The organism is Rhodococcus ruber (assembly GCF_027270735.1).
Taxonomy (GTDB): Bacteria; Actinomycetota; Actinomycetes; order Mycobacteriales; family Mycobacteriaceae; genus Rhodococcoides; species Rhodococcoides rubrum_A.
On the sequence record NZ_JAPWIJ010000008.1, the window covers coordinates 181,565 to 206,690 of the forward strand.

General features: G+C 62.7%; 27 protein-coding genes. 18 read left to right on the top strand and 9 right to left on the bottom strand.

The genetic code is table 11. From position 1 onward, the window contains the following. The first annotated feature begins 21 nt into the window (after positions 1 to 21). The 3 genes from edd (at position 22) to O4220_RS19545 (ending at position 2,909) form a co-directional block, all read left to right on the top strand. Entirely contained in the window at positions 22 to 1,845 is a 1,824-nt protein-coding gene (gene edd / locus O4220_RS19535) for a phosphogluconate dehydratase (protein WP_269607134.1), read from the top strand. Positions 1,846 to 1,874: 29 nt separating this feature from the next. After that, positions 1,875 to 2,492: a bifunctional 4-hydroxy-2-oxoglutarate aldolase/2-dehydro-3-deoxy-phosphogluconate aldolase gene (gene eda, locus O4220_RS19540; protein WP_269607135.1), complete on the top strand. Its 618-nt coding sequence runs from the start codon at positions 1,875 to 1,877 to the stop codon at positions 2,490 to 2,492. Positions 2,493 to 2,576: 84 nt separating this feature from the next. Next, positions 2,577 to 2,909, top strand: coding sequence for a CD225/dispanin family protein (locus O4220_RS19545; protein ID WP_052077602.1), 333 nt, complete (start codon positions 2,577 to 2,579; stop codon positions 2,907 to 2,909). Positions 2,910 to 2,931: 22 nt separating this feature from the next. On the opposite strand, the gene O4220_RS19550 is transcribed toward O4220_RS19545, so the two are convergent. Continuing rightward, positions 2,932 to 3,702, bottom strand: a complete 771-nt coding sequence (locus tag O4220_RS19550) for an SDR family NAD(P)-dependent oxidoreductase (protein WP_269607138.1) — start codon at positions 3,700 to 3,702, stop codon at positions 2,932 to 2,934. Between the two features lie 102 nt (positions 3,703 to 3,804). On the opposite strand from O4220_RS19550, the gene O4220_RS19555 reads away from it, so the two are divergent. The 4 genes from O4220_RS19555 (at position 3,805) to O4220_RS19570 (ending at position 7,763) form a co-directional block, all read left to right on the top strand. Continuing rightward, positions 3,805 to 4,641 carry a helix-turn-helix transcriptional regulator gene (locus O4220_RS19555; protein ID WP_269607139.1) on the top strand — a complete coding sequence of 279 codons (837 nt, stop codon included), beginning with the start codon at positions 3,805 to 3,807 and terminating at the stop codon, positions 4,639 to 4,641. A 34-nt stretch (positions 4,642 to 4,675) separates the two neighbouring features. Next, on the top strand, positions 4,676 to 5,470 hold the full coding sequence (locus O4220_RS19560; protein ID WP_269607140.1) for a TIGR03620 family F420-dependent LLM class oxidoreductase: 795 nt from the start codon (positions 4,676 to 4,678) through the stop codon (positions 5,468 to 5,470). Between the two features lie 12 nt (positions 5,471 to 5,482). Then, on the top strand, positions 5,483 to 6,562 hold the full coding sequence (ychF, locus tag O4220_RS19565; RefSeq protein ID WP_094681040.1) for a redox-regulated ATPase YchF: 1,080 nt from the start codon (positions 5,483 to 5,485) through the stop codon (positions 6,560 to 6,562). A gap of 202 nt (positions 6,563 to 6,764) precedes the next feature. Then, positions 6,765 to 7,763: a PIN domain-containing protein gene (locus O4220_RS19570; protein ID WP_269607141.1), complete on the top strand. Its 999-nt coding sequence runs from the start codon at positions 6,765 to 6,767 to the stop codon at positions 7,761 to 7,763. Between the two features lie 218 nt (positions 7,764 to 7,981). Here the strand turns inward: O4220_RS19570 and O4220_RS19575 are convergent, their stop codons facing one another. The 3 genes from O4220_RS19575 to O4220_RS19585 are packed head-to-tail and all read right to left on the bottom strand — an operon-like array spanning position 7,982 to position 9,726. After that, the gene (locus O4220_RS19575) at positions 7,982 to 8,335 is read right to left on the bottom strand and encodes a hypothetical protein (protein ID WP_269607142.1); all 354 of its coding nucleotides are present in this window, start codon (positions 8,333 to 8,335) and stop codon (positions 7,982 to 7,984) included. Then, complete coding sequence (locus O4220_RS19580) at positions 8,335 to 8,511, bottom strand: hypothetical protein (protein WP_269607143.1); 177 nt, start codon at positions 8,509 to 8,511, stop codon at positions 8,335 to 8,337. Before O4220_RS19580 ends, O4220_RS19575 begins: the two co-directional genes overlap by 1 nt. Before the next feature lie 6 nt (positions 8,512 to 8,517). Further along, on the bottom strand, positions 8,518 to 9,726 hold the full coding sequence (locus O4220_RS19585) for a hypothetical protein (RefSeq protein WP_269607144.1): 1,209 nt from the start codon (positions 9,724 to 9,726) through the stop codon (positions 8,518 to 8,520). 628 nt (positions 9,727 to 10,354) lie between these two features. Between O4220_RS19585 and O4220_RS19590 the strand changes: the two genes are divergently transcribed. The 8 genes from O4220_RS19590 (at position 10,355) to O4220_RS19625 (ending at position 17,181) form a co-directional block, all read left to right on the top strand. Then, the gene (locus O4220_RS19590) at positions 10,355 to 10,993 is read left to right on the top strand and encodes a hypothetical protein (protein ID WP_269607145.1); all 639 of its coding nucleotides are present in this window, start codon (positions 10,355 to 10,357) and stop codon (positions 10,991 to 10,993) included. 99 nt (positions 10,994 to 11,092) lie between these two features. Beyond that, positions 11,093 to 12,292: a hypothetical protein gene (locus O4220_RS19595; RefSeq protein WP_269607147.1), complete on the top strand. Its 1,200-nt coding sequence runs from the start codon at positions 11,093 to 11,095 to the stop codon at positions 12,290 to 12,292. Beyond that, on the top strand, positions 12,289 to 13,560 hold the full coding sequence (locus O4220_RS19600; RefSeq protein WP_269607148.1) for an AAA family ATPase: 1,272 nt from the start codon (positions 12,289 to 12,291) through the stop codon (positions 13,558 to 13,560). The genes O4220_RS19595 and O4220_RS19600 overlap by 4 nt, the downstream gene beginning before the upstream one ends. Before the next feature lie 244 nt (positions 13,561 to 13,804). Continuing rightward, positions 13,805 to 14,557: an HGGxSTG domain-containing protein gene (locus O4220_RS19605; RefSeq protein WP_269607149.1), complete on the top strand. Its 753-nt coding sequence runs from the start codon at positions 13,805 to 13,807 to the stop codon at positions 14,555 to 14,557. A 201-nt stretch (positions 14,558 to 14,758) separates the two neighbouring features. Continuing rightward, positions 14,759 to 14,998 (top strand): hypothetical protein, encoded by a 240-nt coding sequence (locus O4220_RS19610; RefSeq protein ID WP_269607150.1) that lies wholly within the window; start codon positions 14,759 to 14,761, stop codon positions 14,996 to 14,998. Further along, entirely contained in the window at positions 14,998 to 15,654 is a 657-nt protein-coding gene (locus O4220_RS19615) for a recombinase family protein (protein ID WP_269607151.1), read from the top strand. Before O4220_RS19610 ends, O4220_RS19615 begins: the two co-directional genes overlap by 1 nt. Then, positions 15,654 to 15,845: a hypothetical protein gene (locus O4220_RS19620; protein WP_269607152.1), complete on the top strand. Its 192-nt coding sequence runs from the start codon at positions 15,654 to 15,656 to the stop codon at positions 15,843 to 15,845. Before O4220_RS19615 ends, O4220_RS19620 begins: the two co-directional genes overlap by 1 nt. Before the next feature lies 1 nt (position 15,846). Next, positions 15,847 to 17,181, top strand: a complete 1,335-nt coding sequence (locus tag O4220_RS19625) for a tyrosine-type recombinase/integrase (RefSeq protein ID WP_269607153.1) — start codon at positions 15,847 to 15,849, stop codon at positions 17,179 to 17,181. On the opposite strand, the gene O4220_RS19630 is transcribed toward O4220_RS19625, so the two are convergent. After that, entirely contained in the window at positions 17,171 to 18,376 is a 1,206-nt protein-coding gene (locus O4220_RS19630) for a DUF6575 domain-containing protein (protein ID WP_269607154.1), read from the bottom strand. The genes O4220_RS19625 and O4220_RS19630 overlap by 11 nt on opposite strands. Next, the gene (locus tag O4220_RS19635; protein WP_269607155.1) at positions 18,373 to 18,780 is read right to left on the bottom strand and encodes a hypothetical protein; all 408 of its coding nucleotides are present in this window, start codon (positions 18,778 to 18,780) and stop codon (positions 18,373 to 18,375) included. The genes O4220_RS19630 and O4220_RS19635 overlap by 4 nt, the downstream gene beginning before the upstream one ends. Before the next feature lie 364 nt (positions 18,781 to 19,144). On the opposite strand from O4220_RS19635, the gene O4220_RS19640 reads away from it, so the two are divergent. After that, a complete protein-coding gene (locus tag O4220_RS19640) occupies positions 19,145 to 20,140 on the top strand; it encodes an alpha/beta hydrolase (RefSeq protein ID WP_269607156.1) in 996 nt (331 codons plus the stop codon). A 212-nt stretch (positions 20,141 to 20,352) separates the two neighbouring features. After that, on the top strand, positions 20,353 to 20,970 hold the full coding sequence (locus O4220_RS19645) for a class I SAM-dependent methyltransferase (RefSeq protein WP_269607157.1): 618 nt from the start codon (positions 20,353 to 20,355) through the stop codon (positions 20,968 to 20,970). A gap of 88 nt (positions 20,971 to 21,058) precedes the next feature. Here O4220_RS19645 and O4220_RS19650 read toward each other — a convergent pair whose 3' ends face one another. The 3 genes from O4220_RS19650 to O4220_RS19660 all read right to left on the bottom strand — a co-directional run bounded on the left by O4220_RS19650 (position 21,059) and on the right by O4220_RS19660 (position 23,601). Further along, positions 21,059 to 21,553, bottom strand: a complete 495-nt coding sequence (locus tag O4220_RS19650; protein ID WP_269607158.1) for a hypothetical protein — start codon at positions 21,551 to 21,553, stop codon at positions 21,059 to 21,061. Positions 21,554 to 21,656: 103 nt separating this feature from the next. Continuing rightward, complete coding sequence (locus tag O4220_RS19655; RefSeq protein ID WP_269607159.1) at positions 21,657 to 22,829, bottom strand: winged helix DNA-binding domain-containing protein; 1,173 nt, start codon at positions 22,827 to 22,829, stop codon at positions 21,657 to 21,659. 4 nt (positions 22,830 to 22,833) lie between these two features. Beyond that, positions 22,834 to 23,601: a metallophosphoesterase family protein gene (locus O4220_RS19660; RefSeq protein WP_269607160.1), complete on the bottom strand. Its 768-nt coding sequence runs from the start codon at positions 23,599 to 23,601 to the stop codon at positions 22,834 to 22,836. Between the two features lie 170 nt (positions 23,602 to 23,771). Between O4220_RS19660 and O4220_RS19665 the strand changes: the two genes are divergently transcribed. Beyond that, on the top strand, positions 23,772 to 25,115 hold the full coding sequence (locus O4220_RS19665; RefSeq protein WP_269607161.1) for an MFS transporter: 1,344 nt from the start codon (positions 23,772 to 23,774) through the stop codon (positions 25,113 to 25,115). Positions 25,116 to 25,126: the final 11 nt, after the last annotated feature.

Below are 25,126 nucleotides of genomic sequence, written 5' to 3' on the forward strand. Positions count from 1 at the left end.
GACCGAACATCGGAGATACTCATGGACACACTTCATCCGGTCCTGCGTCAGGTCACCGACCGCATCGCAGACCGCAGCCAGTCCGACCGCACCACATATCTCGCTCGAATCGCTGCTGCCGGGGATCGAGGCCCGGCCCGTGGCCGACTTGCCTGCGCCAACATCGCCCACGGCTTCGCGGCCTCCGGCAAGGCCGACAAGCAAGCGCTGCGCGGCATGGTCAAGCCCAACATCGCGATCGTCTCCGCCTACAACGACATGCTCTCGGCGCACAAGCCGTTCGAGACCTACCCGGCCGTACTGAAGAAGTCGGTGATCGACGCCGGCGGCATCGCGCAGTTCGCCGGTGGCGTCCCCGCGATGTGCGACGGCATCACGCAGGGCCGCGACGGCATGCAGCTCTCACTCTTCAGCCGCGACATCATCGCGATGTCGACGGCAATTGCGTTGTCCCACGACATGTTCGACGCCACCCTGATGCTCGGGGTGTGCGACAAGATCGTCCCCGGAATGCTCATCGGCGCACTGAGTTTCGGCCATCTGCCCGCGGTGTTCGTGCCCGCCGGTCCGATGACGTCCGGACTTCCCAACGGCGAGAAGGCAAAAGCGCGTCAGCTCTACGCCGAGGGCAAGGTGGGGCGTGAGGCGCTGCTGGATGCTGAGGCCGCGTCGTATCACGGCAGTGGCACGTGCACGTTCTTCGGAACGGCCAATTCCAATCAGCTGCTCATGGAGGTCATGGGTCTGCATCTGCCGGGCTCGTCGTTCGTCAACCCCGGAACCGCGATGCGCGACGCGCTCACCCGCGAGGCCGCCCACGTCGTCACCGGTCTGACGTCACTCGGGGACAACTACACCCCGGTGGGGGAGGTCGTCGACGTCAAGTCGATCGTGAACGGCTGCGTCGCACTGCTGGCCACCGGCGGCTCGACCAACCACACGATGCACCTCGTTGCCATCGCGAAAGCTGCCGGCATCACGCTGACGTGGCAGGACCTGTCCGATCTGTCGGCCGTGGTGCCGCTGATGGCCAGGATCTATCCCAACGGCAAAGCCGACGTCAACCACTTCCACGCGGCCGGTGGCCTCGGTTTCGTCATCGGGTCTCTGCTCGACGCCGGATTGATGCACGAGGACGTGAAAACCGTTGCCGGGCAGGGTCTGCGACGCTACACGCAAGAGCCGAAGCTCGACGGCGACGGGGTGATGTGGCAGGACGGTACTCGGATGAGCCACGACGACACCGTGTTACGTGGCGCGAACGAGCCGTTCAGCGCCGACGGCGGACTGAAGGTGCTGACCGGGCCGATCGGAAAGTGTGTCATCAAGACTTCTGCATTGGCATCCGAGCATCGGGTGGTCACCGGACCGGCGCGAGTGTTCGACGACCAGGCGGACTTCCTCGCGGCATTCGATGCAGGGCTTCTCGACGGCGACTTCGTTGCGGTGCTGCGTTATCAGGGTCCACAGGCGAACGGCATGCCCGAGTTGCACAAGCTGACCCCGGCACTCGGAATCCTGCAGGACAAGGGGCGGTCCGTAGCGCTGATCACGGACGGCCGGATGTCCGGTGCCTCCGGCAAAGTCGCTGCGGCAATTCACCTCACGCCCGAGGCCGCGAGCGGGGGACCGATCGCGAAAATTCTCGACGGTGACATCATCACCCTCGACTCTCTCGACGGCACATTGTCGATCGACGTTCCGCTCGACGAGTTCGAGGCTCGACCGGTCACCGGACGAGTCCTCGACAAGGACGAATGGTCCAGCACCGGTCGTGACCTGTTCTCGGGCATGCGTGCGCTCGTCGGCCCTGCCGACGAGGGTGCAATGTTCGTCATGCGCTGAGCCCGACAACTTCGAATGAAGGTAAGAACGTGACTGCATCTCTGCTCGACCGCGTACCCGTCATCCCCGTCGTCGTCATCGAGAACCTCGATGATGCTGTTCCGATCGCACGCGCCCTGGTGGCGGGCGGAGTGCCCGTCATCGAGCTGACGTTGCGGACTCCGGTGGCACTCGACGCAATCGAGCGCATCGCGGGGGAGGTCCCCGAGATCCTCGTGGGCGCGGGCACGATCATCACTCCCGGCCAGGCCGAGCAGGCCACCGACGCGGGTGCTCAGTTCTTGGTCTCGCCCGGCTGCACGCCTTCGCTGACGAAGGCCATGCGAGATACCGGACTTCCGCATCTGCCCGGTGCCGCAACGGTATCCGAGGTGCTCACGCTGCTCGAAGCCGGTTATACCGAGCTGAAGTTCTTCCCGGCCGAGGCATCCGGTGGCGCGAATTTCTTGAAGTCGATCCACTCGCCGATCCCGGCCGCACGATTCTGCCCGACGGGTGGAATCTCCACCGCCAATGCGTCGGCGTACCTGGCGCTGCCGAACGTCGGATGTGTGGGGGGATCGTGGCTCACTCCGGCCGCGGCTGTAGCAGAACAAGATTGGGATGCAATCGTCGCTCTGGCGGCAGCCACGGCCGAACTGGTCTGAAATTCCCCCTCCTCCGATGGAACCAGACGTGACGATGCGGCGTCCAACTAGCTGTCCGTCATCGAACAATCGGGGGAAATTCTCATGTCAGGTCCGTACGAGCAACCGTTCCCAGCCGCACAGTCGTTTCCAGCGGGGCAGTCCTTTCCGGCCGCGCAGCCGTATTCGCAGCCAGCTGCTCTGCCGTCCTCCAATGCAGGGTGGGCCGTCGTGGCCGTCATCTTCTTCTGGCCGTTGGCCATTCCCGCGTTCAACCACGCACTGAAGGTGCACCCACTGTGGATGATGGGAGACGTTCAGGGAGCAGAGTATTCGTCGAATCGGGCCGGGTTCTTCGGGAAGCTGTCGCTGATCATCTTCGGTGCCTTCATCGTTCTCTACCTTGCATTCATCGGCTTGGTCGTCTCGACCATGTGACCGGTCGACGGCGGTGTGCTGCTCACCCGCGGGTGACCGAGATGCCGCCGTCGACGTAGAGGGTCGTCCCGTGGACCATCGCGGCGTTGTCCGAGACCAGGAACAGAACGCCGTCGGCGATGTCCTGCGGCGAGAGCACTGTGCCTGCCGGCGTTCCGGCTGTCATCGCGTCGAGTACTTGACGAGCATCCTCGTTGCCCGGGGTCAGAGTCGCTCCGGGCGCGAGGGAGTTCACCCGCACGCCGCGTGGGCCGAACTCTGCAGCCCAACTGCGGGTGAGCTGTTCGTCGGCGGCTTTGGTGGCGGAGTACATGGCGGCGAAAGGACTGCCCAGCGTGGCCATCCACGACCCGATGTTCACGATGACTCCGCTACCGCGCTCGGCCATGGCAGGGGCCAGCGCGCCGACGAGTACGTGTGGAGCTCGGACGTTGACGGCAAGCATCGTGTCGAGCTGGTCGTCGGGCAGGTCCGCGGTGGCGGTGGCCGGATAGATGCCGGCGTTGTTGACGAGAATGTCGACGCGGCCGCCGAGATCGTCGGTGGTGCGGGCAGCGAACTCGCGGAGCTCCTGGTAGCTGCCCGAGAGATCGACGTCGACGAAGGTCGCAAGGCCGCCTGCTCCTGTGATGCGGTGCGCCAGGGCCTTGCCGCGCTCGGCGTCGCGGCCGCTGACGACCACCGATGCCCCCTCGGCGGCGAGGGTGAGCGCAATGGCAGCACCGATTCCACTGGTCGATCCGGTGACGACGGCGGTGCGTCCGAGGAGTTGCGGAGAAGTAGTAGAAGTCATGACGCCATGTCTACGGTCGGTCGAGGCAGCGAACCAGGCGTCGTTCTGCCTAGGTCTGTCATGACCAGGTTGGCAATCGCCCATGTCGCTACTGTGGAATTCGTGAACAAAGACAGGTCCGCCCTCAGCGCGTTTCTGCGTGATCGGCGCGACCGCATGACCCCGATCGAGGCCGGGGTTCGCACATACCCCGGTGCCCGACGGGTGCCTGGGCTTCGGCGCGAAGAACTCGCGGCTCTGGCCGGAGTGAGTCCGGATTACTACAGCAAACTCGAACAGGGTCGCCAGGCCAATGTCTCACCCGAAGTACTGCTGGCAATCGCCGGCGCGTTGAAGCTCGATGAGGTCGAGTCTGCGCATCTACTCGATCTCGCATCCCCGGCGATGCCCACCGAGGATGTTGCGCAGCTACCGAATCCAGGGCTGCTCCAGGTCATGCAGGCGCTCGACCATGTGCCGGTGATCCTGCTCGGGCGCAGCGGGGTCATTCTGGCCAGCAACTCGCTGGTTCGATCCGTACTGAGTCTGCAACCGACGGTTGGGCACACGTTGTTCCACTATCTGTTTCGCAACCCCATCGCCCGCGAGCGAATCGTCAATTGGTCGCAGTTCGCGGCGGCCTCGGTCGCGGCGCTTCGCCGCGATCTTGCCCGTCGACCGGGAGACCCGACCCTGACTGCGTTGATCAACGAATTGCGTTCGTCCGAGCCTAATTTCGAGCAATGGTGGAGCGATCACGAGGTCGCCGAATTTGCAGGTGCCACCAAGATCATTCAGCACCCGGCGGCAGGCACCCTGCAATTCGGGATCGAGTTTCTGACGTCGCCGAGCGCGCCGGATCAAAATCTGATCGTCTACACAGTCGAGGAAGGGTCGAGCACGGCGAAAGTCCTGCCGATCCTGGCGAGCTGGGAACCGAGTTCGGCGATCACCTCTTGACCTGAACAACGCTCGAGGTTTTAGCGTCGTAGCCATGGACACACTCGGTCTCGGCACAATCGGAATTTCCATCGACGTGTCACCGTCGTACCTCGACGATGTGCGGGAATTGGAATCACTCGGATTCACCTCGTTCTGGCTGCCGGGCGGTCAGATCGATCGACTCGGCAGGCTGGCCGATCTGGTCCGCGCGACCGAGACTGCGACCATCGTTCCGGCGATCGTGCCGGTCGATGTGTACTCGCCTGCGCAGACCGGAGAACTGTTCGACGAGCTCTCGGGCACCGGTCGATTCGTCCTCGGCCTCGGTGGGCCGCAGAGTGCTCGGCCTCTGGCCGGGTTGAGGAAGTACCTCGACGAGCTCGAGGTGCCCGCCGATCATCTTCTGCTCGCGGCGCTCGGTCCGAAGAAATTGGAGATGGCGCGGAACCGCGCCGCCGGCGCAATCGGGTTGCTGGTGACGCCGGAGTGGACGGCGCAGGCGCGCGGTGCACTCGGTGGGTCGACGTTGGTGGTCGACCAGTTCGTCGTGGTCGATTCCGATCCGGATCGAGCGCGCGCTGCAGCGCGGGAGCCGCTGAGCTTTCTCGCCACGGTCCCTGGCTATCGGCAGAACTTCCTGCGTATGGGCTTCACCGAGGCGGACGTGGACGAGCTCAGCGACCGACTGGTCGACGGCCTGGTGGTGTGGGGGAGCATCGACGACATCGCCGAGAGTGTGGCCGCGCACCACGCTGCCGGCGCAGATCACGTGGTTCTTGCGCCGCTGGGTGCGTCGAGTATCGACGCTGGCCGGGCACTGTCGGAGCTGGTGGCGTTGTCAAAGTAGACTCCATAGACCGTGAGCCTCACCCTCGGAATCGTCGGACTGCCCAACGTCGGCAAGTCCACCCTCTTCAATGCACTGACCAACAACGATGTGCTGGCCGCGAACTACCCGTTCGCCACCATCGAGCCCAACGTCGGTGTGGTCGCGTTGCCGGATCCCCGGCTCGAGAAGCTGGCCGAGGTGTTCGGGTCGGAGAAGCTCGTGCCTGCGCTGGTGTCGTTCGTCGACATCGCCGGCATCGTCAAGGGAGCGTCCGAGGGCGCTGGCCTGGGCAACAAGTTCCTCGCCAACATTCGTGAGGCCGACGCCATCTGCCAGGTCGTTCGTGTCTTCGCCGACGACGACGTGGTGCATGTCGACGGTCGCGTCGACCCGACCGCAGACATCGAGGTCATCGAAACCGAACTCGCGATCGCCGATCTGCAGACTCTCGAGAAGGCAATCCCGCGCCTCGAGAAAGAGGTGCGGATCAAGAAGGATCGCAAGCCTGCGCTCGACGCAGCTCTGGCCGCACAGGCTGTGCTGAACGACGGCAAGACGCTGTTCTCGGCCAAGGCGAAGCTGGATTTCGAGCTTCTCGGTGAATTCCAGCTGCTCACCACCAAGCCCTTCCTGTACGTCTTCAACGCCGACGAGTCGGTGCTGACCGACGACGCGAAGATCGGCGAACTAGCTCGCCTCGTCGCGCCCGCTGACGCGGTGTTCCTCGACGCGAAGATCGAATCCGAGTTGCTCGAACTCGACAAGGAATCGGCAGCGGAACTGCTCGAATCCGTCGGACAGACCGAGCCCGGTCTCGATGCGTTGGCTCGCGCAGGCTTCCACACTCTGGGCTTGCAGACCTACCTCACCGCAGGCCCGAAAGAGGCCCGCGCGTGGACAATTCACCGGGGAGACACCGCCCCGCAGGCAGCGGGCGTCATTCACACCGACTTCGAGCGCGGCTTCATCAAGGCCGAAATCGTTTCTTTCGACGACCTGATTGCCGCAGGGTCGATGGCCTCGGCCAAGGCCGCGGGCAAGGTGCGCATCGAGGGCAAGGACTACGTCATGTCCGACGGCGATGTGGTGGAGTTCCGCTTCAACGTTTAGGAACGATGCTGCTGGGGACGAAACCCCAGGTGGCTACTCGACGTTTCCATAAGAAACGCCTGTTCACAGGCAGTGTGTGTACGCCCCGTAGGCGCGCCGTATGCACGGTGCGCTGAGGCCTTGAACGGGGTGCGATGGGGCTAGGACGGGGCTACGGCCAACCGTAATCGCGGGCCGTTGCGAGTCTCCTAGACTCGGCGATGTGCTGACACTTTTGGTGGACACGTCCACTTGGCTGGACCTAGCCAAGCGCCGTGATGGGCAGAAGACGATCTACACAATTGGTGAGCTGATCGGTGACGGAGAGCTTCAGCTGCTCGTCCCGCCAGTTGTTGTCGAAGAGTTTGCGCGAAACCGTCCACGGGTTGAGGCTTCGATCACAACGAGCTTGGCAGATAGGCTTCGTTCGCTACGAAGAGAGGTTCGGGACTTCGGTGGTGATGCCCACGCCGAGACGCATGACGCCTTGGACGAGCTGGCACATCACGCCCCGCTTATTGGTGCGATGACAACGCGCAACTTTGACGACATCGATGCGCTTCTGAAGGCAGGTGTTTCCGTTCAGTCGACCGATGCCGAACGGTCGAAGGTCGTTCAACGAGGGCTCGACAAGCGCGCGCCACTCCACAAAAACAAAAACAGCGTCGCTGACGCACTTATCCTCGAGGGCTTTGCCACTGCGGTAGAAGAGGCTGATCTGTTGCAACACCCTCACGTATTCGTATCTACCAACCACGATGACTTCTCAGCAGAAAACGGGGACCGTCGACTGCCTCACCCCGACCTTGCAGAAATATTCGCCGTGGACGGCTCGGATTATCGGCTTGGGGTAGACGGTCTGTTGGAGGCATTGTCTGACTACTTCGGCGACGATTACTTATCTGATATCAACCAGCACATGGGTTTTCTTGAGGATCCAAGACGGCTAGACGAGATCCTTTCGGCTGAGAATGAACTGTTCGACCGGCTTTGGTATCACTACAGCCTGCAGCACGATATACAACTGCGGATGGAAGGGGATACGACTCGGTTGGAGCACCTCCGAAAAGCGGCGGGGCCGGGCAGGGCGCGGATAGAGGAAAGGTTTGCCGGACTAGACATGCTCGGCCCATACAGTGATTTCGAGTTGGGAATGCTAAACGGCAAGCTCTCCGCCCTGCGGTGGGTCCTAGGGAGCGAATGGGATTTCCTAGATCTGTAAGGAGATGGCCCGCGACGGACGGGCGAGACCATCGCGAGCCACCTCTGTAGTCAGTTCCGGCCGTGGCTCCGGTTCTGACGGTTCTTGGTCGGCCCACTGATGCGGCGATGCGCCGCCGTCCGGTGTGCTGAGTTGCTGAGCGGCCTGTCCCCGACGCCTGAGCGTCGGCACGGCTGGCCACTGCCGCCAACCGGTGCAACTGCCCGCACCGGCCCGCGTCAACGCGTACGGACGCGTGCGCCGGTGGTGTTTTTGTTGGCAGACTTGGCGCGCGGCTTCTTCCTCGCGGCCGTCTTTGGCTTGCTTACTCCCACGATCGCTTTTACGACCAACTGCCGTCCTCCGGGTGCCGCGTACCGGGCGCCGACCTTCGCTCCGGTGAATCCATCCTTCGACGTACCGACGAAACTCTCGGACTTCACCGAGCCGGCGACCAACCGCGAACGCGCGGTCTTGCTACCGAGAGCTGCGCCTACCGCTGCCCCGGCGGCTGCGCCCGCCGCTGCTCCACCTCCCGTGGAAGCGAAGCGCCCGAGCGCATCCCGTTTGATCTTGCCGCGACGGCGTCCCATCAGGAGCGCCGTTTGGGTGCGTCGTTGTCTCGCGGCGTGGTCCCGCGATACGGACCACCCTGCGACGGAGGAAGATCGGCGACAGCCTTGGGTGCGTTCCCAGCTCCCCAGCAGAACTCGGACTCACCGGGTGTCCCACCATGGCCCTTGCGTTGAGTCGAAGTCAGGTCGTCCATGGCCGGTCACCAACCCCATGTTGGCGCGGTGTACGTCGGCGATGCAGTGATCTGCGCGACGGCTGCGGCACCACGCCGACGCACGCCGACACCGAAGGTACGGGCTAGGAACGATTCTCGCAGTGGGTAATTCGGGACAGAGCCTGGAATCAGTCGAAGCCCAGCGTACTGAGGGTCGGCGTGCAGGCGGACACCGATCGGGTTGGACTGAGCATTCGGACCACCTGTAGCCACCACGGCGACGTAGCCCGCCGGGAGGTGCGCCGATTCGATCAACCACGAAGGACCAAGTGAGCCAATGACATTAAGACCGTTGTACTCGCCTGGCGCTGCCTGGCCCACGATCTGCCCGTCGGGTTCGATGTAGGCCGGGGCCGACTGGCTCGGAATGAAGTCGAACTTCGAGATAATTGCACCACTGGTGCCGTTGCCTACGCCCCGACGCCAAGTCTGAATGACCTCCGATTCGTTCGGGTGCGCGAGGATCAGCAACTGCTGCCCCTCCGCTTTGCCGAAGCCCTTCCTGGAGACAAGGTTCATGAGGTCCTCGACATCTCCCGAGTCGATCAACGCACTTTGCGAAGCGATGTAATGCTTCGTGGTCGAGGGAAACGTCAGTCCGCCGTACGGGGGCGGCGTGAAGCCGTCGTTGCCGGTGTACAGGCCATAGACGGTGTGGCCCCATTCGTTTTCGCCTGGCGTCGGGTCGAAGAGGCGCTTGAGCACACTCCGGTTCACCAGTCGGTTGTCAGCGGCGAGCATGTCCGCGAATTGAGCCTCGACCTGCCGAATATCACTGTCGCGCAAGAATTTCCACGTGAGTCGGCTAGCCAGATCGTAGTCGTTGATGGTGTAGCCGAGGCGCAGCACCCCGCTCGGAACACGGGCGGACACAGGCTCCCCGAATTCCGAAGCGACTTCGAACTCAGAAGTTGTTTGCAGTGTCTGCGGGACGACGTCGTTGGAAAGCGTTGTGGAGAACGTCAGCAGACTGACAAGGGCGGAACGTTCCGAGTTGTACGCCGCGAGAGCGCTGCGGAATTCGTCCCAGACGGCGTTGATGTCGGTGCCGTCCGCGGTGCGGGTGACGAGCGCGTCAGCCTCGGTACCGATGCCGCGATGCCCGCCGGAATCACCACCAAAGATCGGTCGGAGTAGCGGGTCGGGATTTTGCGGGCCGAACGGTGCGAAGTCGGCCAAGGCGTTGGTATTCATGCGGTTCTCGTTTCAGGTCAAGGCGAAATGGAGGGCAATTGTTTCCGCTCCTGCGGACGAACCGTGCGGCCTCTGGCCGACCAGTCACGATCGTCGACGCTCTGCATCGCTGCCGAACTGGTTCAGGCAAGTGTATATCGCTGCGCCTGAACACTTTACGCACATCGTGGGGCGTCGATGGGTCAACACTTGCGCGGCTTACGGTCCAGGTGCATACTTGTTGGCAAGGCCGTTTGCGGCCCCAGGTTTGGGCCCAGAGGGCCAACGTTCGGTCCAGAGGACCACACACGACATCGTCGTGAGGTGGCTCCTGTCTGGGGCAGTCTCCTCGCGACATAAATAGCGAGGATGAGCGAATGAGCGTTGTACGTACCAAGCCTTCCCTTTCGATTCCGGAGCTCGGGCTAGACCCCCTGGATAGGCCAGACCTCACTGAACGAGCCTTGTGCGCTTTCTTCCGCGAGGAACTGCAGGCACCTACGATTACCCCTCGAGCGATCCGCCGGGCCATCGCTCGGGGTGACCTTGTTGGGGTGCGGAAATCGGGTCGGAATCTGTTTACTCGACGTGAGGCAATCCGTTGGTGGACAACAAGTGACACTGACCTGCCGAGCCAGGGCGGTGCAGCATGAACGGCATCTTTCCCCGTGAGCGTGTCGAGCGTGCCCGTGACGAGAAATGGCGAGAAACCACAGCCCTGGGTGACCAGATCGACGCACCTCTGCGAACTGCCGAACGCGAGAATTACTCATCCCGCGCACAGGACGTGTCGGTGCTGACCGTGGTCTTGGAGTGGATGGCGCAGCGTGGTGATGATCGTGTTTTCGATGCAGAGAACGACCCCACCTATCTCCCCGGAATCGGTCTGAATGTCGAGAATTCGTCACTGACAGGAAATGACGAGCTGCTGCCCGGCGTCTCTACGGCTGACCTGCGCGGACTGCACAACACTGCGCAGGCAGTGGCGGGAAGCGGCATCCACATCGGCCAGCGGGTGCAGCTGAGTGCGTTCGAGGATGATCAGTTTCAGGTGACGCTGGGGCGCGATGCGCGTCGCACGGCCGAGGAGCTTCTGGCGTTACGACACGGGCATCAATGCACTCTGTGCGAATGGCGAAATGGTGCTCGCACACCTGCAACGTGCGGCATCGCCGTCACGTGCGGGACGGTCCTGCGGGTGATCAACACGTGCGAAAGGTGCCGTGCAAACGTCGCGTTCGAGTATTCCGACGTCGACGTGTTCTACCCGTCCAAGCGGGATCGGTGACACAGGAACGGCCACCTAACGGACTTGTCGGGTGGCCGTAGTCCCTGCATCTTCTACGCCGAGACGCATACTCGGCATCGGCCAGAAAGGCCCCTGAACGTGAGCAATGCTACTTCCGAACCTGCTACGCCGCAACCGAATACAACTCTCACCGACGTACTCGGATCGCTGAGACATCGACCCATCGAGCGAATCTCGATCAACACCAAGCAGCCGGTGTTCCGGTCGAATCTGATGACCGTGGCATCCCTGACCGACTGGTCACCGCCCGACGACCGAGACACCTGGTTCGGCGTCAACCCCATCGCACGGTCGGTCCGGCGCGGTCGAGGTACCGAAGCCGACGTCACCCGCGTCCGCGCGGTGTGGGCCGACCTCGACATCAAGAAGGGCTCGCTCGCATCCCTCACAGAGTGCTACGCCGTGACCGATCTTGTTTCGGAGTGGCTGGGGTGTCCGCCGTCGGTGTTGATCGAGTCCGGCCATGGCCTGCAACCGATCTGGCGGATACGCAGCACACCGACGCACCCGAACCGCGTCGCCGAGCACTGGCCTGGTTCGGCCGGCGACGTGTGGGCGCTGCAACGGTGGCGGACCGAATGCGCCCGGTGGGGCGGTCTGGTCGCCGTGGCTGCCGCGACGGTCCATCCCGGTGCCCGAGTGGACAGCGTGTACGACCTGGCCCGTGTGTTGCGGTGCCCTGGCACGGTCAACTACAAGCAATCGCTGGCACCTGTGCCGGTGCGTACCGCCTTGAACGCGGCTGCCCCTGGGGTTACCCGGCGAGGGCTTGTCAACGTGCTGGACGGCCATTCCATCGTGGTTGCACCGACGACGCCGACGGTGCGAGGTGTGCCGACTGCGCCCCGTGAGGCGGTCGAGTGGATCAATGCTCAAAATGGGGCCGACGTCGACTGGGACGGCATGAGCCCAGTGATGCAGAAGCTGGTGGTGTTCCCGAGATTGGTCGAGCTGTTCGCCCACGGCACCGACACGGAATCGTCAGCGCACAGCCTGATGACCTCCCGAGTGTTGGCCGTGACCTACGCGGCCACCGAGGGGCGTGCCGGTCTGGCACTAGCGTTGGAGCTGATACGTACGGCCTACCTGGAAGTGATGGCGCGTCGGCGATCCGGTGAGTTCGACGGTGAGGCCCGCAGCGAGGGCGTGGCGTCGTCGGACTTCTACCGGGCGGTGTTCGGTGCCGTGAGCAAGGCGCGGATGCGCCCCGTGCTGGACGCCGCTGAGCTCCGCTACGGGACCGAGCCGCTGCGTGTGACAAATGTGGTGCATCGATGAGCAACGAACGCGTCGTCAACATCACCGACTTGATGCACAAATCCCGTGTCCGTGTGACACCAGTGCCAGTGCCCGCTCCGGTACCGCGTGCGTCGACGCACACCACGGCTGATCCGGTTGTGGCCGAGGCGATTCAGCAGAGCAGCGACCCTTCCGCCGCGGATTGTGCTGACCTCGCCGTGGAGGTCGGCAAGCTCCGAGTTCGTGATCGGGCGCGAGAGGTGTTCGAGGAGGAAAAGGCCGTCCGGCTGTTGGCCTTGAATGCCGACCGCGCGATGGACGGTCTGCAGTTCCTCACCGAAGCACCCGAGGCCGACCCGCTCTGGGGCGAGGGCGACAAGGTGCTCATGGCTACCGGAGAGGGCCTGATGATCTGCGGCCCGCAAGGCGTGGGGAAGTCGACGGTGGTGCAGCAGTTGGTGTTGGCGCGGCTGGGATTACGGGCACCGGAATTGTTCGGGTTGCCGGTGCAGCCCGATCCGCGACCGGTGCTGTATTTGGCGATGGACCGGCCCCCGCAGATCCGGAGGTCGCTCGCCCGAATGGTCGACGCCGTCGACCCCGACATCGCTGAGATGCTTCGGCAGAAGCTGGTGGTGTGGAAGGGGCCGCCACCGGTGGATGCATCGCGCGCGCCGAGAGTCTTCGCCGACTGGGTGGCCACCATTGGCCGCGCACCGGGATTGGTGGTGGTGGACAGCCTGAAGGATTTGGCGTCGGGGCTTGCCAGCGACGAGGTCGGTTCGGGAATCAACACTGCGATGCAGCACATCTTGGCCGACGGAACCGAATACGTGGACCTGCACCACCAACGTAAGGCCAACGCCGACAACCGCAAACCCGACAAGCTCTCCGACGTGTACGGCTCGGGATGGCTGACCGCCGGTAAGGGGTCGGTGGTGTTGCTGTGGGGCGACCCCGGAGCCAGCACCGTGGAACTGAGCCACCTCAAGCAGCCGATGGACCGGGTCGGCCCGTTGATCGTCGATCATGCGCATGGGGCGGGTGCGTCCGTTTCGGCGGACCCCACGGAACAGTTGGTTCAGCTGGCGTTGGCAGCCGGGGCGGTCGGCATCACCGAGGCCGCGTGTGTGCGGGCGATCTTCGATGAGGACCGCGACGACGACGGCTACACCGCGCACAAGTCGGTGGTCCGTCGCCGGCTGAATCGCCTTACTCGGGATGGGGTTCTCGACTATCGGGCTGGGTCCAAGGGCGGGAACGGAGGTGGTGGAAATGCCGCCACATGGACGCATGTGCAGGCGTAGGGGCGGGCACCCGGTTATCGGAGGGTGCGGCCAAATGTGTTGTGGCAGGCCGATAACCGCACCGATTATCGCTACCGGTCCGATAACCGCACGATTACCGCACCGCTGTCGAGCACCCACCGGGCATCGCGTTACCGCAGGTAGAAGCCGATAACCGGTTCGGTTATCGGAGCCGGTTATCGGCCAACGTACGGAGGCGATAACCGACCGCCCTTCCCTTTAGGGCGGTTATCGTCCGACGCCGATGGCGTCCGGGCAGCCATTCCAAGCGATCAATTCACACAAGTGGAGAAGCACAGTGACAACAAATCGAGAAGCAGAAATCGATAGTGAGACAGTCTCGACGGATCGCATCGCGCGGCACTACAACCGGAATCCCGATCGGCCCAGTTGCTCGGCTCGAAGCCGTCGCACCGGAGACCCATGCAACAACCCACCCATGCACGGCACCACAGTGTGCCGAATGCACGGCGGTAGCGCCCCGCAGGTGAAAGCCGCTGCCCGCGTCCGCATCGAGCGCGCCGCTGATCGTATGGCCAAGGAGTTGCTCGGGATCGCTGTGGACGAGACCACACCGCCTGCCGTTCGTCTCGCTGCTATACGGGATGCGCTGGACCGCAGCGGCCTTGGAGCCAAGACAGCCGTCGAGGTTTCAGTCGGCCCGAAGCAACCGTGGGAGATTGTGTTCGAGGATCTCGCAGGCGGTAGTCGCGCAGAGAGCCGTGCCGCCCGCGGATTCGCCGGCGACGACCCGCTCGTACTGGAAGCTGAAGTCGTCGATAGCGATGGAGTAGGCGCAGCAGGGATGCTCGACGGCGTCGGAAGCGGTACTGCCGCACCCGCGCCCAACGGCGCACCACCACCACAGCAGCATTCGCCGGGGGCTGCTGGCAACACGGGCAGCGCAACGGGGTCGGGTGGCGGTAACTGGCACGGCTACGCCGCGTCAACGACGCTCAGACGATCTGAGCGGCACTCCCATTGTGAGCCTCGCTGACGCGCACCCTGACGACGAGCCCCGACGCAACCCACACAAGAAGAACCGGGCCATCTCGCCGAAGTCGAAGCGTGAGCGATTCTGACCAGCCCGAATAGTCAACTGTCGCAATGTAACTGAATTGTGAGCTGCGTCACCGCGGCGTAAGTTGGGCGTTAGGCGCTTTCGGACGTTAACGCCTCAACTCTCAAGGGAGACAACATGACCGAGTTCACCGGAGGGCGCATCCCACCAGGCCACGAGATATGGACGGCGTTCGTCGGGAAGCCGGGCGAGGGATGCAGCGAGGAGATAGACGTGCACGTGCCACGCGGAAGCAGTGACGCCGAGATTCGTGCTGATGTGCAGGCGATCCTCGACGCCGACTACGTGCCCGGCCTCGTGATTGTGGGCATCACCGAGTTCAGCGGAGCCACCATCTACACGGCAGGAGCGCAGTGATGAACGAGCAACCGCACATGATCGGCTATGTGCGAGTAAGCACTGAGGAACAAGCCGACAGCCGCCTCGGCCTACAAGCGCAGGAGGCGGCACTTGTCGCAGAAGCGAGCCGGCGAGGCTGGGAGCTCACGATCCTGCGCGACGAGGGGCTGAGTGGCAGTCAGGTTAACCCCGGTCTTCGGGATGCGTTGGAGCAGTTGGCCGCTGGCCTTGCGGATGGCCTGGTGGTGACGAAGCTCGACCGGATGAGCCGATCGCTGTTGCATGCAGTAGAGATCATGGAGCGCGCTCGCAAACAGAATTGGGCTCTCGTGCTTCTTGATCTCGAGGTGGACACCTCCACGGCGAGTGGTGAGGCCATGGCCAACATGCTGGCCACGTTCGCTCAGTTCGAGCGGCGGCTGATCGGTGAGCGCACCAAGGCGGCTCTCGCCGCGAAGAAGGCGCAAGGCGTTGCGCTCGGTCGGTCGCGTCAGATGCCCACGGCAGTAGCGCGGCGGATCGTCGAGATGCGTGCCACCGGCCAGACCTACGGCGCGATAGCGCGGACGCTCACCGACGAACAGGTGCTGAGCCCGGCTGGTCGCCCGGTGTGGCACGAGAGCACTGTGCGTCGGTTCTGCCAGTCGGTGGAGCTGGCCAAGGCGGACGCCTGATGTCGCGGGTGAATCCACACGACGGTTACCGCGAACGACGCGAGGCCGAACGCCGAGCCGCCGAAGAACTGTTTTGGCGGGAGACCGGCGCGGACTACGCCGCGCTGCACGCAGCACCAGACAGCAATGGGCCGAACGCAATCCCGGTCCCACCAATCACCTTCACCGACGACGAACTCAAGGACTTCTGAGATGGGCGCGAACAGGTACGCAATCCGAGAGCAGACGAGTGGCCGTGCGCAGGCGCGGTGGTACGACGACACCGGCAAGCGCCGGTCGAAGACGTTCGCCACGCGGACCGAGGCGAAGAAGTTCCTCGACAACATCAAGAGCGACCGCAACCGTGGCGATTACATCGACCCGAACGAGGCGCGCCGTACCTTTCGCGAGGTGGCCGAGCTGTGGTTCCGTAGCCGCAACCTGAGGCCCAAGACCGCCAAGAGCTATCGCACTATCCTCGAACAGCGCATCTACCCGACCTTCGCGGATAGGCCGATCGGTGGGATTACCACGATGGATCTGACGGCGTGGATCACCGATCTCTCGTTGCACGGCAAGCGCATCAACCACAACAACAAGGGTGCCGCCGATCTCACGAACCCGAACACATTGAAAGACCGTCAGCGCCGCGAGCGACTGGCCGAGCAACGCCGCCAGAACGGCATTGCTGAGCCTGTCGGGGCTCCGCTAGCTGCTGGGACCGTCGGCAATGCGGTGCGCGTGATGAACCAAGTGCTCGACGCTGCCGTCCGCGCCCGCTACTTGCGCGGCAATCCAGCGAACGGGCTCACTCGTGACGACATGCCCCGCCACCATCGCGAAGAGGTGACGTTCTTAACGGTCGCCCAGGTGGAACTCCTGGCGCAGGCGATCGAAGCAACCGCGGATGAGGCCGGGAGCGAGGACAGCGCGGCGTACGGGTTGCTGGTGCGGTTTGCCGCGCAGACGGGGATGCGTGCAGGCGAGATCTGCGGTCTCCGGTGGGAGAACGTCGACCTGCTCCGCCACCGCGTGACCGTGTGCGAATCCATCAGCACGATCAATTCTGGGGAGTGGTACGTAGTGCCGCCCAAGACCAATAAGACCCGGCACGTGCCGTTGCCGCCTGCATTAGCCGGTGCACTTGCCACCCACGCGCAAGGTCAAGCCGCCCGGGGAGCTTTCGCTCCGGAGGCGTACGTCTGGCCGACGCCGCGTGCCACCGATGGGGATTGGTACGGCAACGCGCCCATGCATTGGGGCCGCGATTTCTACCTCGTCTACTGGAAGAAAGCAGCTCTACGCGCGGGTCTATCAAGCACACTGCGCGCCCACGATCTTCGGCACACCTGCGCGGCTCTGCTCATCGCAGCCAACGTCCCGGCCAAGGCTATTCAGGCGCACCTCGGCCACAGTTCGTTCAAGGTGACCATGGACATCTACGGTCATCTTTACGAAGACGCGAGCGACGCTGTCACCGACGCGATGAGCGCGGCCTTTGCGACACCGGTGACGGAGACGAAGAACGTGAGAGCAATTAGGAGTTGAGTTTCGCAGGGCTGATCTTCATCAAGCGGTACGTGAACTTCTTATCGCTTGTGAACTCATCCGTAGTGCTTGAAACGTGAAGTGTCACGTCGTAGTTCGACCCGAGAGGCGCTTCTAGGAAGGCTGGAATTGCCTGTTCGTCGATGTACCCACGGAACGTGTTGTCCAAAGAGTCGGATCTAAGCTCGAAAGTCTGCTTCTCCACTTGTCCGCCGAGAAGGTACATGAGACCAGAAATCGGAGGCTGTTCCTCGTCTGGTGATAGGTAGCTTAGTGTTTGATACAACCTGTCGATCTGCTCGACATTCAGTGCTGCCTCTGAATACTCGGTCAAGCTACTAACAGATGCAATCGTTGCGGGTCCATTTAGTGAAGAAAACTCTCCCAGAAGCCGTCGAAATCCGACAATTGCACGCTGATGTCGAGGTCGAATTAGAGTACGCAGCTCGCTACTAGGAGCGTCTGCGGCATTGAACAGCTCGACTATCGCGTCAGCGCATTGGGCGAAAGTGGAGCCGTGAAGGTCATCATAATTCGTGGCCGCAATATCGATAACGAAGCTTGCTGCGCTTAATCCTACGACCTCACTGACGGTCTCCCGCGCTACTCTTGCCGGGATTGGGCCTCTGCTACCACCCTTTTCGTCCAGAAGCGAGAGCCCGAATCCATCCAGCGTGTTTTGTAACTGAATGAGGAGCCTTCCAACGGATCGAGTTGGGGCAGTGCTTCGTACGGAGGAAATAGGTTCAACCTCGACCCGCATTCTTCCTCGATGTTCGGCCTGAGCTACAGAAGTCAGCTCTGCGATAGAAGTAGCGGGAGCCAATGTAGATGTTGGCAATTCGAGTCTCTCGCCTGGTTCCGAAAGCCAGTACTCCGGAATGTCTTTGCCGTTCAAGTAGGACACGCTATCTTCGCCGCGCCCGTTCGCAATCGATACCTGGTAAACGGTTTCCTCAGCCTCGAAAAACGCATCACGAATGTCTATTCCACCAGACCGAATGGTTTGCAGTCGTAATTCTGAAACTGGAAGATATAGCCAAACGTCCGCTTCGGTACTTTCCTCCACCCATATCGCGAGGAATAGCCCGCCGGTTCGGGAAATGCAGCTGAAGAGTCGTGGGCCGTCGTAGTAGACAAATGTCTCAACAAGGGTTAATTCGCCTAGGGGATCTCCGCGCGGGAACCAGTTCATGTCACTACCTCGAATGATTCCCAACCATTGTCGCCAATTGGTCTCCACCAGGTGTAGTGGCTGATGTCCGCACCGGATTGCTTTATCTTCCCGGGTCCTGATATGTCGCCTTTGGCCAACATCTTTTTACGTAACGCGGGAAGTTTTGCGCGCTTTTTGAGGAGAGGTGCGTCGTCGTTGAACAAGCTGAGCCCAGACGCCATGCATTCGTCGTCGAAGTTTCGATCCTGGAATCTGCGCCCATCAAGTTTGATCTGCATGTGACTCAGTACATCGTCGCCCGTTGGCGGAAGTTCGTCGACAAGTCGGTAGAAAACGCCCTCGGCCGGGGCTGCATCGGCAGGCGGACACTGGTTGGGGTAGTGGGAAGGCCACTCCACTTCCGCTCCCGGATCCGAGGTCATTGGACAATCTTTCCACACAGACTGCTTCGTGCTCACCGGACAGGGCTAGATCGGGGCTAAGTTAGCCGCGGAGACCTGGATCGGTGCTGGTAGACCGCTTGCGGGGTGTCAACCTAGCGTTCCGCTTCAACGTCTAGCCCTATGCGCGACATCAGTAGGTCACCCGGGCATGTCACGTGTTGGCAGCCCGCTGGGGGCTCACGGCCTCGGTAAGTACTGGACTATTCCCATCGGTGCGGCACAAAACAGGCTGAATCCCGGATTTTTCACAAGTTGCCGACGATTAGCCCGATTCTTACCCCTGCTTCGTGCAAGACTGCCTCGACAACAGCGGCCGGACGGTGCCGGGGGCAGTGGGGGTTCTATGTTCGGCGTGCGGCCGGTTCTGGTGGTGATCGCAGTTCTGCTCACCTTCGTAGCGGGCGTGCCCGCCGCTGCTCAAGACATCGACACTGACAATCCTGCACCGAGCCAGCCGGCGCGTATCGAGAACCGAATCGATACCGGGCCGACGCTGACGTGGCTGTCGGTGTACTCGCCGAGCATGGATCGGACCATCGAGGTGCAGGTTCTGACTCCCGCGGAGCGTAAAGGCCCGCGCCCGACGCTGTACATGCTCAGCGGATCCGGGGAGAACGAACCGTCGAGCAGCATCTGGCTTCGCAAGGGCAACGCGGCGGAGTTCTTCCGTGACAAGAACGTCAACGTGGTTCTCCCGCTTGCCGGTCCAGCGAGCTTCTACACCGACTGGGAGAACGACGACCCCCGCCTCGGCCGCTATCGATTCGAAACCTTCCTGACGCAGGAGCTTCCGCCGTTGATCGACGCGGAGTTCGAGGGCAACGGCAGAGACGGTGTGGCGGGCCTGTCGATGGGCGCTCAGTCCGCGATGATGCTGGCCGCCCGAAACCCGGACAAGTACTCGGCCGTCGCGGCGTACAGCGGGTGCTTCTTATCCGAGGGCATACTGGGGCAAACCCTCATGCGAAGCATCGTCGCCGGTTACGGCGGCAACGCGAACAATATGCTCGGTGGGCCCCTCAACGCGGGCTGGGCCGCTCACGACCTGCTGTTGAACGCAGAAGCGCTGCGCGGAAAGTCCATTTACCTCTTTTCCGCCAGCGGCCTCCCCGGTCCGCACGAGCGGTACGAGACGCTCGAAGACCTGGACACGCTGGTGATCGGCGGGGCGATCGAAGTAGGCACCGATTTCTGCACGCGCCTGCTGCGCGACAAGCTCGTCGAGCTGAACATTCCGGCCACGTTCGATCTGGGCAGCCCTGGTACGCACTCGTGGCCGTACTGGGCCGACCAGCTTGCAAGGAGCTGGCCGACGCTGGCCGCGGGGCTCGAGCCGTGAGCTTGTTCGCGGCTCAGTAGTTACCCCGCGAAAGTCCAGCAGGTTCACGCGGATCGATCCGTTCGTACTCCGCAGTACCGCCACACCTGGTCGTATTCCTGGCTCAGCATGGCATCGGCGAGATGGCTGTCGGTAATTTGCCGTCGAGCGTGGTCGTCTGCGCCGCCCATCGAACTTGGCTACGCTCCGAATCAGACGATAGGAGAACGTGGATGGGTCTGCAGGAACTCGAGGCATTGGTGCACCGAACGGCCACTGCTGGGGAACCTTTCGAGCGTGGAGCCGATGAGGCGGAGCAGGCATATCTGTCCTTGCTTGCGGCTCGGCCGAGTACGAAGCTGATCTGTGAGGTCGGGTTCAATGCCGGCTTTTCGAGCTGGGCTTTTCTCTCCACGTCAGCCGACGTGACCGTCGTGTCCTTCGACTTGGCCGCGTACACCTACAGTGCCGCCGCGAAAGCCCATATCGACGAACACTTTCCGGGCCGTCACACCCTGATCCAGGGCGACTCGCACACCACCATCGCCGCATACGCGAAGGAACACCCGGACATCCGATTCGATGTCATCTTTATCGACGGTGACCATTCGGTGGAAGGTGCCCGCGCAGACCTCGACGATCTACGCGCGCTCGCCACCCCAGAGTCGGTGGTCGTCATGGACGACATCACTCCATGGCTTTGGTTCGGTGAAGGCCCGACCCAGGCCTGGCAGGAAGCAATCGACTCGGGCAAAATTCTACATACGCAGTACTTCCGCGACGGTGAATCTGTCGACACGGTGACCCCGCCGGCAGCCCGTGCCTGGGCCGAAGGCCGCTACCCGTTCTGACCGCCGCAGCCGGCTTGCAACTCGATGGTCACTACCGTGAAATAACGGTGAGCGCCAGCCGCATCCGCCGAACACGGCGACAGGTGGATCAGCCGAAAATTCCGGCAAGGATGCGGTCGAGTCCGACCATGCCCACGTTGGAAGATCCTGCCGATCCTGTGGTCGGATTCGTCGGAGTATCTATCGAGCCATCGACTACCACCCGGTCGGGACTGCCCTCGGGAGAGCCGCCGATCGTGGTGAATTCGGTTCCACTTTCGTTGTAGCAGGACCAGTAGACCTCGTACGTGCCCAGCTGAACCGGCCCAACCGTGATCGGTGGATTCGGCCCCGTGAACGAAACCGGCGTCGATGCGTCGGCAACAGCATCGCTCGTGGGGTCTTCCGGGTAGACCTCGTACCTGCAGAACGCGCCGGTGTACACGTCACTGGTCAAAGCGAACTGCAAGGAGATCAGGTCTCCCGACGACGTAGCAGAAAGCGTGGCAGCTTCGGGTGCTGCTGAGGCTGGTGTGGCCAGCGCAAAGCTCAGTGGAACTGTGGCCACGATTCCCAGGATGGTGCGGGAAGTGTTCTTGTGCACGGTAGTCGACTCCTGTGAGCATTCCGGCCCCGACGCCGGGCCGCCCGGCAACCGAAGCCAGTAGACCACGCGCGTTCCCCTGTAGGTTGTCTTTGACTGATATCTACTTCTTTCCCCGTAGCTTCTTCTCCAGCGGCGTGGGGAAGGACGGGACCACCGCGGTACCGTCGAGCAGGGTCGTGAGACGCTCGGCCTCTGCTGCAACGGTTTTCGATACCGTCGAACCGACGTCTTCGAGGAATTCGGTGGCCACCACCCCGGCCGAAGTCACGGTCCACCCCCCGACGATGCGACCCCCGGACCAGATGGTCGGACCGATGTTGCCGAAGGTGTCGAACAGTGGTGCCTTGTGATCGCCGAGATACCAGGTGCGATGTTTCCATCCCATCGGTGTGGGATCCAGTGCCGGTAGCAGAATGACGCTCGTGCCGGCGGGCTTGTCGAAGGTGGTGCCGGTCAGCATGATTCCGTCGCCCTCCGTCAGTTCGACCGCCACGGTGTCGAGGCCCGAGACCGCCCCGCGAGTCTGTGTCTTGTTCCATCCCGTCCACCATTGCAAGTCGTCGAGCGTCGCCGGTCCGAAGACCTCGAGCCAGCGTCGGGCGAGTTCGGCGCGTGCCTCGGTTTCGTCGATGTCGGGAATTCCGTCCGGCCACCAGTGATCGATCGGTGCCCACGCATGCCGCCGAGAAGTCCAGGCTCCCCTCGGCTCGACGCGCACCAATTTTCCCTCGGCGGCCATCATCACCAGCACCTCGGAGGTGACGTACCGCTTGACGTCGTAGGCCTTGTCGGTCGTCGGCAGATATGCCGTCTTGAGGCCGGGAACTGCGGAAGAAAGTTCTGCTCCAGTCGCGGTTCCCATCGACCGTAACACCGTCTCGGTCTCCTGTTCGGTTGTAACGAGCCAGGATTCGACATCGTCGATCACCGGCTCGGTGGGCAACGTGGAGACTTGTTTGACCAAGCGTGCCCGCATGGTGCGCGCGACCCCGAGGCTCGCCGCAGCGTGAATCATCGGAACGTCGTCGTGCGCGACGACGAACATCGTGCGACGCATCGCCATCAGGCGGACGAGGCTTCGTCGTTCGTAGAGCGCGTCGCGCACATCGGACAGTCCCAGCGATCGAGCACGCGCCAATATCGAGAGGTACACCGACGCCGGGTCGGTGGCATGCAATGCGAGCAATGACGCCACAACGTCGTCGGCAGTCGAGGCACGGGAGAAGTGCTGCGCGACGAGCCGGTGTCGCCGCTGGGCGTCGGAGATCTTCACGCGCTCAGTGTGACGGCTGCTGAGGCTCAGGGCCGACAAAACCGGTCAGAAGAGCGTCGGCGATGGCGTTCATGCCGTGTGCGCGGGCATCGGCGGCAGCACCGACGTGGTCGTACTCGACCAGCTCGAACGAGACCGTCCAGCTGCCTCTGCCGTGATCGTTGAGTACTGCGTAGCGCGCATGCGGCGACCCGGATTCCATGACGTGCAGGTAGGGCTGATCGTCGTCGTACGCGGGGGTGCCGACGCTGCCCGGATTGATCACAAGGGTGCCGCTGGGAAGAGTCCACTGGCGCTGCAGATGGGTGTGCCCGCAGGCGATGACAGAGCGGTCCATGAAACCTGCTGCCCGGTCGAGGATTTCGTCCTCGGTTGCCTCGCGAGAGCCGTTGGCGTCCACCGAGTGCAGGAAATATTGCTGATCATCGGTGGGAGTTCCGTGCACTGCAAGGATTCCGTGACCCAGCTCGAGTGAGAACGGCAGCGAGCCCAGCCACTGTAGATGCTCCTCGTCGAGTCGATCATGGGCGTGCCGATCCCAACTACTCATGGACTCGGGATCCTGCTCGAGCAGATAGCGATCGTGATTTCCGGCGATGGTGGGAAAGTTCAGCGCCATGAGCCGGTCGGCAGTTCGACGCGGATGCAGGCCGCCGGACAGCAGATCGCCGAGGTTCACCACCGAGTCGACGCCTTGCCGTTCGATGTCGTCGAGGACGGCGTCGAGCGCCGCGATGTTGCCGTGAATATCGGCTATGAGAGCTACCCGCACAACCACAGGATCGCAGCGCGGGCATACGACTGCAACACGGGCAGCCACGGCGAGCATTGGAGATCTCGCCCTCGGATCTCCGCCTTCGGTGGGTGATTTCTCCATAGACCCTCGCCCGGCAGGGTCATACTGTGGTCCAGGTCACTTTCGCTCTAGGGAAAGCCGAGCCCATGCCTGAAGTCACGTCGAAGCCCGAGATCGAAACGAGGGTGGTCAAGAAGGTCGCCCGACGCATCATTCCGTTTCTCGGGTTGGCCTACTTCGTCAACTATCTGGATCGCACCAACATCGGTCTCGCCAAGCTGACCATGAGCGACGAATTGGGCCTCACCGAAACGATGTTCGGCCTGGCGTCGGGACTGTTCTTCATCGGTTACCTGCTGTTCGAGGTGCCCAGCAATTTGGCGCTGCACAAATTCGGTGCCCGACGGTGGATCGCCCGCATCATGGTGTCGTGGGGAATCGTGGCCGCCGCCATGGCATTCGTGCCGACGGCAGGGTGGCTGTACGGGCTACGGATTCTTCTCGGCATCGCCGAGGCCGGCTTCTTCCCTGGTGTGCTGCTGTACATGACGATGTGGTTTCCGCGCGCCTACCGAGTCCGATTGATGGGCCTGTTCATGCTGGCGCTGCCGGTCTCCTCGGCACTCGGTGCGCCCCTGTCGAGTGCGATCATTCAGTACATGGACGGGCTGTTCGGGCTGTCGGGTTGGCGGGTGATGTTCCTCCTCGAGGGTATTCCTGCGATCCTGCTCGGAGTGGTCACCTGGTTCTATCTCACGGATCGACCGTCCCAGGCGAAGTGGCTCACTGTGGACGAGAAGAACTGGCTTACCACCGAATTGGAGTCCGAGGACGCTGTGAAGGACGGGCACATCAGCGGCTCGGTCAAGCGCGCTCTCGGTGACGTCCGGGTCTGGATGCTCGGCCTGGTGTATTTCGGCATCACCTACGGTCTCTACTCCCTGAGTTTCTTTCTGCCCAGCATCGTCGCCGGATTCAAGCAGACGTTCGACACCGACTTCTCGCTCGTGACGACGGGTCTCATCGTGGCCGTGCCGTTCGCGGTGGGCGCAGTGGCAATGGTGCTCTGGAGTCGACACTCGGACCGGACCGGTGAGCGCACCTGGCACGTCGCGATCCCCACCCTGATCGGTGCGATCTCCATCCCATTTGCGCTGTACATGGATTCACCGTTCACCACCATGATCGCGGTGACGGTCAACGCCGTGGGAGTGTTCTGCGCGCTCCCCGTGTTCTGGTACCTGCCCAGTACGTTCCTCACCGGCGCAGGCGCAGCAGCGGGAATCGCGATCATCAACTCGGTCGGCAACACCTCGGGCTTCGGTGCCCCGTACGTGACGGGGTGGCTGCTCGACGCTACCGGCAACGCCAAGGCCGGGTTGTGGGTCGTCGGCGGTGTCATGCTCATGGCGGTCGTACTGGTGATCGCGCTGCGCAGCCGCATGGGAGTGCGCTCCGAGAGCAATACGGAAGTGCCGGTGGCGCACTGAACACCGGACAT